Source organism: Mycobacterium sp. DBP42, assembly GCF_005924235.1.
Taxonomy (GTDB): Bacteria; Actinomycetota; Actinomycetes; order Mycobacteriales; family Mycobacteriaceae; genus Mycobacterium; species Mycobacterium syngnathidarum.
Genome location: NZ_VCMY01000075.1, coordinates 1 through 10,061, shown reverse-complemented (window position 1 = coordinate 10,061; position 10,061 = coordinate 1). Strand labels below are relative to the sequence as shown.

Here is a 10,061-nt window from a genome sequence, read left to right as displayed (position 1 = left end):
CTCCCTGGTGTGATGGTGTCTTTGGACGGACAATCCATCGATACCGGGAGTTCCGCTGTCCTACTGGCACCCCGCACGGCGTGTCACACTTGCCACACCAGTCACACACCTAACTGCGCGGCATTGGGGTTAGTGTGGCGACGTGCTGAGCAGAGTGGTGATTGGCCTGGTGAGCGCCGCGGGGGCGGCGGTGATGAGTGTGCCGCCGGTGGCGGCCGCCGAGCCGGAACCGGCGCCGGCCCTCCCCAATGTCAACGCGTATCCACCGGTCAAGACCTCTGAATACGCGGTGATGGACAACAACTGGTACGCGTTCAGCGTCCCCGAGGGGATCACCTGCGTGCTGCAGCGCAGCGGCGGTTACGGCTGCAGTGGCCCGATCCCGGCCGCGCCCAACGGCGCCAACCTGGTCAGCGGCGGGCCCGGGGTTCCCGGGTTCGCCAGCTCACCGGCCCCGGTGTTCGCCGTCGTCGACAATCCCAAGCCGTTGCCGCCGAATTCGCGGATCAGCTATCAGACGATCAGCTGCGGCACCGACGGGGTGACGACGTCGTGCATCGACGGACGCAACCAGTCCGGTTTCGTGATCGGCCCGGCGGGCAGCTTCGTCATCGGTGAGCAGGAGTCGGACTTCAAGCCCACCTTCCAGATCGGCTGAGATCGGCCCGACGGGCTCAGAATCCGGAGCCGTGCACCTCGTGGCCCGGCTTTTCCACCAACAACCCGCGATAGGCGTCCTCGACCGTGCTGCTGTGGTTGATCACCCGGTCGACCTCGCGGGCGATGGGCATGTTCAGCCCGTATTTGTCGGCGAACTCCATGATCACGCTCGCAGCCTTGACGCCCTCGGCGACCTGATTCATCGACGCGATGATCTCGTCGATCTTCTTGCCCGCGCCCAATTGCTCGCCGACGTGACGGTTACGACTGCGCTGGCTGGTGCAGGTGACGATGAGGTCTCCCATGCCGGCCAGGCCGGCGAAGGTGTCGCGGTGCCCGCCCATCGCTTCGCCGAGTTTGGCCATCTCTCGCACCGCCCGGGCCATCACCATGGCGCGGGTGTTCTCCCCGATTCCCAGTGAATAGCCCATGCCGACGGCGATGGCGTAGACGTTCTTGAGTGCCCCGGCCATCTCCACGCCGATCACGTCGTCGGTGGTGTAGGTGCGAAACCGCCTGGTGCGGAACAAGGTTGCGATATTGGCCGCGAGGTGTTGGTCGGGCATGGCCAGCACGGCCGCGGCGGCATAGCCCTCGGCGACCTCGCGGGCGATATTGGGTCCGGCCAGGATGCCGGCCGGATGCCCGGGCAGCACCTCGTCGACGATCTCGCTCATCCGCCGGTTGGTGCCCTGTTCCAGGCCCTTGACCAGTGACACCACCGGCACCCACGGTCGCAGCTCGCGGGCCAGCTCGGTGAGCACCCCGCGGAAGCCGTGGGACGGCACGCCCATCACGATCACATCGGCGCAGTTGGCGGCCTCGCTGAAATCGTTTGTGGCCTTGAGGCTTTCGGGGAGTGCCACTTCGTTCCCCAGATAACGCGAGTTGCGGTGGTTCTCGTTGATGTCCTTGGCGGTCTCCTCCGACCGCACCCATTGCAGGGTGGGGCCGCGCCGAGCGCAGATCGAGGCGACGGTGGTGCCCCAGGATCCTCCGCCGAGGACGACGACGTTGGGTTCTCGTTGCGCGGGTGCCATGGCGATCAGAGTATTGCCGCGAGGCCGTTGCTGAGCCCAAGTTGTCGAACTGGATTGCCTCGGGCCCGTCGCCGGCCGACGCGGCCCTGCGGAAGCCGGCGGCGACGCCGGACGCCGCTGCGAGATCGGTCGAAACTCGACTGACATCGACTGTAGTCAGTAGACTTCGGCGCAACAGCTCACCAGGCACCGCGGTGCGGCCCGTCGGCAAAATCGTGGCAACTTTTCCGACGAGTTCGGCACGATTGGCAAAGTTAACGTGCGTCCCGGGTACTGATTCCGTGGTGAGTTCGTGCCGCGGGCGCGAATCCCTGACCGGTCGGGCGTGTCCCTTACGCCGGTGTCAATGGGGCTGCCGGCCCCCTGGAGGCTGAATGTGCTGCATTTACAGGTGATACACGAAGTGAAAACGTCGCCACCGTGCGGCGGCGTGACGGGCGCGGCGTGCCGGCGGACGGCGACTGATTTGCCGGAGATTGATGAGCCAACCTCGCTAAGTGAATGATAATTCGGCAAAACATTGACGGAGCACGAGCGCCGACGTTACGGTGCCAACCACTGCGAGTTATCCGGCCGGCGGTGGCCATATCTCGGCCTGGGGAGGGATTGCACTGTGTTCGTTCTGCTGCTTAATGAGAGAGGATGACGGCACCGCCCGAGCGTGTGGCTGAGGGGACCGAGGCGGAACGGGGAATCGACGCCATCGAGAACTGGGCCACCGGCTATGCCAGGCGTCATCCTCTGGCGTCACTCACCACGGTCGGCGACCAGTTCGTCCTCGGAGTCCGGACCATCCAGATTCTCTTCTTGGACCTGGTGACAGGACGCTTCCAGTGGCAGGAGTTCATCCGCCAGGGCGCCTTCATGGCCGGTACGGCCGTGCTGCCCACCGTGCTGGTGGCCCTGCCGATCGGTGTCACCCTCTCGATCCAGTTCGCCTTGCTGGCCGGGCAGGTCGGCGCGACGTCGCTGGCCGGGGCGGCCAGCGGTCTGGCCGTGATCCGGCAAGCCGCATCGCTGGTGGCAGCCGTTCTCATGGCCGCCGCGGTCGGATCGGCGATCACCGCCGACCTGGGTTCGCGCACCATGCGTGAGGAAACCGATGCCATGGAGGTCATGGGTGTTTCGGTGATCCAACGGTTGGTGGTGCCACGCTTCGTCGCCGCCATCATGATCGGCGTCGCGCTCACCGGTGTGGTGTGCTTCGTGGGATTCCTGGCGAGCTTCCTGTTCAACGTCTACTTCCAGAACGGCGCCCCCGGCAGCTTCGTGGCAACCTTCGCCTCGTTCGCCACCACCGGCGACATGATCGTGGCTCTGGTCAAGGCGGTGATCTTCGGCGCCATCGTGGCCGTGGTGTCGTGCCAGAAGGGATTGTCCACCAAGGGTGGCCCGACGGGCGTCGCGAACTCCGTGAACGCGGCGGTGGTCGAATCCATTCTGTTACTGATGGTGGTCAACGTGGCGATCAGCCAGCTCTACATCATGTTGTTCCCTCGGGTCGGGCTGTGACATGACGGCCTCTACGTTCGTCCCACCACTGCTCGCACCGTGGGTGCGGCTGTACAAGCGGGTGTCCCAGCCGGTGATGCGGTTGGGCCACATGATGGTGTTCTTCGTCCGGGCGCTGACGGCCGTGCCCATCGCGCTGCGTCACTACCGCGGAGAATTCGTCCGGCTGCTCTCCGACATCGCCTGGGGCAACGGCTCACTCGTGGTCGGTGGCGGAACCGTCGGGGTGGCCGTGGTGCTGGGTGTCACGGTCGGCGCCCTCGTCGGCATCGAGGGCTACAACTTCCTCGATCTGCTCGGTCTCGGCCCGGCCACCGGCATCATCTCGTCTCTGGTCAACACGCGCGAACTGGCGCCGATCGCTGCCTCACTGGCCTTCGCGACCCAGGCCGGCTGCCGGTTCACCGCACAGCTGGGGTCGATGCGGATCGCCGAGGAGATCGATGCGCTCGATTCCATCGCGATCCGCCCGATTCCGTATCTGGTCACCACCCGGCTGATGGCCGCGGTGGTCGCGGTGATCCCGCTCTACGCCCTCTGCCTGGCGGTGAGCTACCTGACCACCCAGGTGGTCGTGTACATGATCAGCGGCGGCTCCAGCGGGTCCTATCTGCATTACTTCAGCCTCATGCTGTCCGGGCAGGACATCCTCTACTCGGTGCTCAAGGCGGTCATCTTCGTATGGATCGCCTCGACCGTGCAGTGCTACTACGGGTTCTATGCCTCTGGCGGCCCGGTGGGTGTGGGTGTCGCGGCCGGTCATGCGATGCGGGCCAGCATCACCGTGGTGATCATCGTCAACATGTTGCTCACCATGGCGCTGTGGACGGTCGATTCGGGAGCGAGGTTCGGCGGCTAGATGGGTAACGCGCTGGATACCGACGGGCGGGGTCCCTCCGATCGTCAGCTGCTCGGCTGTGGAGCCGCCGTACTCGTTGTGGCAGCACTGGTCTCGACGTTCCTGTTGGTGAAGGCAACCGGCCGGCTCGACGCCCGGGTACCGGTGGTGGCCGCGCTGGTGAACGTCGGCGATGGCCTGCCACAGCGTTCGGACGTGAAGTACCACGGCGTGCTGGTCGGGATGGTCGACGATGTCGTCCCGGCCGCCAACGGCAATCCCAACTTCGTCCACATCGACCTCAAACCCGAATACGCGGGATCTATTCCGAGCACGGTGACCGCCCGCGTCGTGCCGAGCAACGTCTTCGCGGTGTCCTCGGTGCAACTCGTCGACCGCGGCGCCGGGCCAGATGGTTCGAGTCAGGGCCCGGCGATCGCCGCGGGCGCACAGATACCCGAGGACACCGAACTGCCGACCGTGTTGTTCCAGACCACGATCAGCAAGTTGCGTGATGTGCTGGCCGCGACCGGGCGTGGCCGTGAGGACAAGACAGTGGGCATCCTGGCCGCGGTGAACGCCGCGACCGAGAACCGCCGCACCGAATTGCTCACCAGCGGAGCGCAATTGAACCGGCTGGTCGATCAGCTCGATTCGGTGGTGGCCACCGAACCCGGCCCGACGACGGTCTCTGCCCTGATCGACGCGACCCAGGGCCTGCAGCAGACTGCGCCCGACCTGCTCGATGCGCTGCACAAGGCGGTCGAGCCGATGCAGACTTTGGTCGAACAGCGCTCACAGCTGAACACGATGATCAATGGCGGCATCAACACCGTCGGTACCACCCATACCGCGCTGGACAACCACACCGATCAACTCGTCAAGACCACCGCGAATCTGACCCCGGTGCTGGGGGTGCTGGCGGACACCTCACACAACTGGGTGCCGGCGTTCGTCAAGCTCAATCAGCTGTCGGGCAAGTTCTTCGAGCACGTCTGGATGCCCGGCAATGACATCGGCAACATGCGGGTGAACCTGTCGCTGACGCCGAGCTACGCCTACACCCGGGCGGATTGCCCGCAGTATTCCGGCCTCAAGGGGCCCAGCTGCTTCACCGCGCCGCTGGTGCCGACCCGTCCGTCGCTCCCGGATGTGCTGCTGCCGCAGAACTATCAGCCACCGGCTGATCTGGCCCCGCCCCCGGGAACGCAGCTGGGCGCGAACGGGAACCTGGTCGCGGTCGGCCCGCCGCTGGTCAACCCGAACCCCAACCTGGCCGACCCGAATCCACCGCTGCCGCCGTGGATGCCGCCGTCGGGTCCGGTGCCCGGGACGGCGAATCCCGCGCTGGCGCCGACACCGCCTCCGCCGGTGCCACTGTCACCGCTCGCCCCGGTGGCGCCACGGCCCCCAGGGTCGCCTCCGGCCGCATCGATCCCGGGATCGGCGCCGCCCCCGAACGGCGCACCTCCGCCGGCACCTGCGGGACCGTTGCTGCCCGCCGAGGCCGCGCCCGCTGCCGCACAATCGGTTTCTGGAGAGGGGGGCCAATGAAATACCGCGGAGCGGCGATCGGCCTGTCCTTGTTCATGGTGGTAGCCCTGGTGCTGACGTGGCTCGTCTACGTCACGCTGCGCCGCGACGTGGGCGGAAAAACGGTGCCGTATGCGGCGCTGTTCTCGGATGTGTTCGGTCTGCGCGAGGGCGATGACGTCCGGATGGCCGGGGTCCGGGTCGGCCGGGTGGAGAAGATCGAACTGCAGGGCGCGCTGGCCAAGGTGTCGTTCGTGGTGCAGGACAACCAGCCGATGTACGGCCGGACCGTCGCCTCGGTGACCTACCAGAACATCGTCGGGCAGCGCTATCTGGGCTTGTCCCTCGGGAAAATCGGTGACCCCGGACGGCTTCCGGCCGGCAGCGTCATCCCGGTGGAACAGACCGATCCGTCGTTCGATGTCGGGACGCTGCTCAACGGATACGAGCCGCTGTTCAGCGTGCTCAACCCACGCGACGCCGACAATCTCACCAAAGGCGTGATCGCTTCGCTCCAGGGCGACAACGCGTCCATCGTCGCGCTCGTCGACCAGACTGCCCAGCTGACCGATTCCTTCGCCGGCCGGGACCAGGAACTCGGAGAGGTGATCAACAACCTGAACGCGGTGGCCAAGAACTTGGCCCAGCACAACGACAGCCTCGACGAGGTGATCACCCAAACCCGGGGAATGGTGTCCACGTTCGATGCCCGCCGGCCCGAGATGGTGGAGTCGCTGGGATCGATCTCCAAGGTGGTGCAGCAGCTGTCGACCATCAGCGATGAGGTCTACCCGTCGCTGAATCAGCTCGTGACGCGGCAGCCCGGTTTCGTCTCGCACATGGTGGGAATCGAACCGCAACTCGCGTTCACCGGCGCGAATCTGCCGTTGCTGCTCAAGGGATTCGCACGGTTCACCAACGAGGGCGCCTACGCCACCACCTATGCCTGCGACCTGAATGCGACGGGCTTCTTCCCGGGCCTCAATGACGTCGCACCGATCATCGTCGACGCGGCAACGCCGGGGAACAAGGCGCAGTACACCCCCAAGTGCAGGAACATGGCCAATGGTTGAGCGAGTGACTGAGTCGAAACTGCCGAAGGCGCCGAAGAAGCGGCGGCGTCCGCTGGAGAGTTACAACCGGACGTGGCTCGGGATCATCGCGATCGCCGTGGTGTCCGTGCTGATCGGGGCGATGCTGATCGTGAAGGTGGCCGATGTGGGTTATCGGCAGTACACCGCGCGGTTTCAGCAGGCCGCCGCGCTCAAGGCAGGCAACCCGATCACTGTTGCCGGCATGCCCGTCGGCGAGGTCAAGAGCATGAAGCTGGCCGGCAACTACGTCGAGGCCAAACTCAAGGTGCGCGACGATGTCCCACTCGGAAAGGACTCACGGGCCGTCATCAAGATCACCACCATCCTGGGCTCGCGCTATCTGGCCCTGCAGCCGTCAGGCTCAGGTTCACTGCCCGCCAACACCTTTGACCTCAGCCACACCGAGGTGCCGTATGACCTGCAGGAGGCGCTGGCCGACGTGACCACCACCTTCGAGCAGGTCGACTCCGACAAGTTCGCCCAGACGCTGAGCATCCTCGGCAAGCAGATGGAGGGCCTGCCGGCGGTCGTGCCGCGGGCACTGGAGAACACCCATACCCTGGCCACCATCATCGCCGACCGGCGTGATCAGCTGGGGTCCCTGTTGGAGACCACTGACGTGGTCGCCAACACGCTACGGCGCCAGCAGGCCACGATCGGCAACCTGGTGAACCAGGGCAACGACCTGGTCGGCGAATTCGTCATGCGCCGGGCGTCGTTTCAGGCCATGCTCGCGGCGCTGACCAACCTGGTGCAGACCCTCACGGGCATCGTGATAGACGATCGTCCCGAACTCGAGCAATTGCTGACCAACCTGCGCGATCTGTCGGACATGCTGGGCAAGCACGACGATCTGCTGCGCAGCACGCTGCAGTCCGGCCCGGTAGCCCTGCGCGGCCTCGCCAACGCCACCGGTAACGGCAACGCGGGCGAGATGCATGTCGGCAACGGGCTGCTGATCGACTCCTGGATGTGTGCGATCAGTGGGCGCGCCAAGCAGTTCAACATGCTTCAGTACTACAAGGACTGCAAATGAGCATGATCCGCGGCAAGCTGGTGGCCCTGTGCGTGATCGGCGCGGTGCTGGCCGCCGCGGTGATCGGCGTCGGCTGGTGGTTCCTCAAGGACCGAACCGACACGATCACGGTGACCGCTCAGTTCGACAGCGCGGCAGGGCTTTACGAGGGAAACACGGTCGCGGTGCTGGGCATGCAGGTGGGCCGGGTCACCAAGATCACGCCCAAGGGCAACTATGTCGAGGTCGAGTTCACGGTCGACAAGGACGTCTCGGTTCCGGCTGACGCGCAGGCGGTCACCATCTCCAACTCGATCCTCACCGACCGCCAGATCGAGCTGACTCCGGCCTACCACGGCGGCCCGACCCTGCAGAACCACGACACGATCGGCCTGAACCGGACCAAGACTCCGGTCGAATTCGCCCGGGTGCTCGACGTATTGGACAAGCTGTCATCCTCGTTGAAAGGCGACGGAAAGGGCAACGGACCCATCGCTGACGTCGTCAACGCCAGTGCGGCGATCGCCGACGGCAACGGTCAACAGATGAAGGATGCGCTCGGCGAATTGTCGGACGCGTTGCGGCTCAGCTCCGACCGTGGCGCGGTCACCCGCGACCAGCTCACCACGATCGTGCGCAACCTGAGTTCATTGTTCGACGCCGCCGCCCGCAACGACACCACGCTGCGGGAGTTCGGTTCCTCGGTGCGCCAGCTCAGTCAGATCCTGGCCGACGAGAACTTCGGCAGCGGCACTACCGGCAAGAAGATCAACGACGTGATCAACCAGGTGGGCGAGGTGCTCCAGACGCACCGCGAGGAAGTGAAACAGATTGTCCTCAACGGTAATACCGCGCTGACCACCACGGTGGACCAGCGGCGAGAACTGGCCGAGTTCCTCGACCTCGCTCCGATGACGCTGGACAACGTCTACAACATCGTCGACCAGAAGAACGGCTCGGCGCGGGCGCACGTTCTGGTGGACAAGGTGCTGTTCGATTCGCAGACCGTCAAGGAGGTCTGCAACATGATGGGGCTGCGGCAGTTGGGGTGCAGCACCGGAACCGTGCAGGACTTCGGTCCCGATTTCGGACTGACCTACATGCTCGACGGCATGGCGGCGATGGGACAGCGATGATCACACCGGTGCGCAAATACGTCCTACCCGCGGTGCTGACGGCCTGCCTGACGCTTTCGGGTTGTGCTACCGAGGGCTTGGCCAGCTTGCCGTTGCCCGCGCCCGGCGTCGGCTCGGGCGGCTACCAGCTGACCGCGATCTTCTCCAACGCCTTGAACCTGCCGGCCAGTGCCAAGGTGAAACTGGCCGGTGCCGACGTCGGTGAGCTCGAGTCGATGGTGGCCAGCAACTACACCGCGGTGACCACGCTGCGCATCATGGACGGGGTTCGATTGCCCCGCGGCACCACGGCCGAACTGCGTTCGGCGACACCGCTGGGCGATGTCTTCGTCTCGGTCAAGCCGCCGAGCCCGGTCGACCCCAACGCGCCGCTGCTCAAGGACGGTGACACCATCGGGCTGGACGACACGCAGGCCGCCGCGACCGTGGAATCGCTGCTGGGTTCGGCGGCGATCCTGGTCAATGGCGGCGCGGTGCGCAACTTCACCAACATCATCAACGGCCTGGGCAAGGCCACCGGCGACCAGGGGCAGGCATTCGGCAACCTGATCGCGAAGACAAACCACACGCTGGGCACCTTGAACGCGCGCTCGGACCAACTGTCGGACGCCATGACCGAGACATCGCGGTTGCTGCAGCAGATCGAGGACAAGAACCAGACCGTCGGTCAGCTGATGGACGCCGCCGGCCCGGCCACCGATACTCTCGCCGAGCACACCACTCAGATCGCGGATCTGATCACCCAGATCGGTGACACGTCGGCACAACTGCGCAAGTTCCCGTCGGTCGCGGGGACAGACACCAGCGGACGGAGCGTGATCGCCGACGCCAACACGGTGGCCGGTGCCTGGAACGATGTGGCGCTGTCTCCGGATGCCTCGCTCTACGCGCTGAACCGGCTGATGCCGCCGTTGGTGAAAATGTCATCCGGCAGTGGTCTTTCGGTGCGTGCCAGCATCGACCGGCTGATTCTCGGTTCGATTCCCGATATCGGCTTCGCCGGTGATTCTGGGCTCCATGGACCCAAGCGGTACAACTGGCATCAGCTGGTGGGCTCTTTGCAGTACACCTTGCTGCGGCTGCAGGAGCGGGTCGTGGGCCGCGGTCCCTCGGTGCCGCAGATGCCGGTGATCCCCAGCCCGACCGAGCCCGGTGAGATCATTCCCGCTCCCGAAGCTCCTCCGCAGGCACCGCCCGCCGACGCGCCCCCTGCCGAGGCACCGGCTCCGGCAC

9 protein-coding genes are annotated in these 10,061 nt (G+C 65.6%); 8 read left to right on the top strand and 1 reads right to left on the bottom strand.

The genetic code is table 11. The annotated features are described in order from the left end of the window. Window positions 1-142 precede the first annotated feature (142 nt). Entirely contained in the window at window positions 143-658 is a 516-nt protein-coding gene (locus E0T84_RS31165) for a hypothetical protein (RefSeq protein ID WP_070187067.1), read from the top strand. A 16-nt stretch (window positions 659-674) separates the two neighbouring features. Here E0T84_RS31165 and E0T84_RS31160 read toward each other — a convergent pair whose 3' ends face one another. After that, on the bottom strand, window positions 675-1,700 hold the full coding sequence (locus E0T84_RS31160) for an NAD(P)H-dependent glycerol-3-phosphate dehydrogenase (protein ID WP_070187068.1): 1,026 nt from the start codon (window positions 1,698-1,700) through the stop codon (window positions 675-677). A gap of 642 nt (window positions 1,701-2,342) precedes the next feature. Between E0T84_RS31160 and E0T84_RS31155 the strand changes: the two genes are divergently transcribed. The 7 genes from E0T84_RS31155 to E0T84_RS31125 all read left to right on the top strand — a co-directional run. Then, window positions 2,343-3,212, top strand: coding sequence for an ABC transporter permease (locus E0T84_RS31155; RefSeq protein WP_070946784.1), 870 nt, complete (start codon window positions 2,343-2,345; stop codon window positions 3,210-3,212). A 1-nt stretch (window position 3,213) separates the two neighbouring features. Beyond that, the gene (locus E0T84_RS31150) at window positions 3,214-4,071 is read left to right on the top strand and encodes an ABC transporter permease (RefSeq protein ID WP_070946783.1); all 858 of its coding nucleotides are present in this window, start codon (window positions 3,214-3,216) and stop codon (window positions 4,069-4,071) included. Continuing rightward, on the top strand, window positions 4,072-5,604 hold the full coding sequence (locus E0T84_RS31145) for an MlaD family protein (protein ID WP_138746398.1): 1,533 nt from the start codon (window positions 4,072-4,074) through the stop codon (window positions 5,602-5,604). After that, window positions 5,601-6,656, top strand: a complete 1,056-nt coding sequence (locus E0T84_RS31140) for an MlaD family protein (protein ID WP_070186365.1) — start codon at window positions 5,601-5,603, stop codon at window positions 6,654-6,656. The genes E0T84_RS31145 and E0T84_RS31140 overlap by 4 nt, the downstream gene beginning before the upstream one ends. Continuing rightward, window positions 6,649-7,713: an MCE family protein gene (locus E0T84_RS31135; protein ID WP_110764993.1), complete on the top strand. Its 1,065-nt coding sequence runs from the start codon at window positions 6,649-6,651 to the stop codon at window positions 7,711-7,713. The genes E0T84_RS31140 and E0T84_RS31135 overlap by 8 nt, the downstream gene beginning before the upstream one ends. Further along, complete coding sequence (locus E0T84_RS31130; protein ID WP_070186366.1) at window positions 7,710-8,828, top strand: MCE family protein; 1,119 nt, start codon at window positions 7,710-7,712, stop codon at window positions 8,826-8,828. Before E0T84_RS31135 ends, E0T84_RS31130 begins: the two co-directional genes overlap by 4 nt. After that, window positions 8,825-10,061: MlaD family protein (locus tag E0T84_RS31125; protein ID WP_138746397.1), on the top strand; the 1,237-nt coding region annotated here is incomplete at its 3' end. The genes E0T84_RS31130 and E0T84_RS31125, both read left to right, overlap by 4 nt.

What these genes read in the sequence shown, in the direction of transcription:
- E0T84_RS31160 (WP_070187068.1), bottom strand. Translation starts at nt 1,700, where the DNA reads ATGGCACCCGCGCAACGAGAACCCAACGTCGTCGTCCTCGGCGGAGGA.
- E0T84_RS31155 (WP_070946784.1), top strand. Translation starts at nt 2,343, where the DNA reads ATGACGGCACCGCCCGAGCGTGTGGCTGAGGGGACCGAGGCGGAACGG.
- E0T84_RS31150 (WP_070946783.1), top strand. Translation starts at nt 3,214, where the DNA reads ATGACGGCCTCTACGTTCGTCCCACCACTGCTCGCACCGTGGGTGCGG.
- E0T84_RS31145 (WP_138746398.1), top strand. Translation starts at nt 4,072, where the DNA reads ATGGGTAACGCGCTGGATACCGACGGGCGGGGTCCCTCCGATCGTCAG.
- E0T84_RS31140 (WP_070186365.1), top strand. Translation starts at nt 5,601, where the DNA reads ATGAAATACCGCGGAGCGGCGATCGGCCTGTCCTTGTTCATGGTGGTA.
- E0T84_RS31135 (WP_110764993.1), top strand. Translation starts at nt 6,649, where the DNA reads ATGGTTGAGCGAGTGACTGAGTCGAAACTGCCGAAGGCGCCGAAGAAG.
- E0T84_RS31130 (WP_070186366.1), top strand. Translation starts at nt 7,710, where the DNA reads ATGAGCATGATCCGCGGCAAGCTGGTGGCCCTGTGCGTGATCGGCGCG.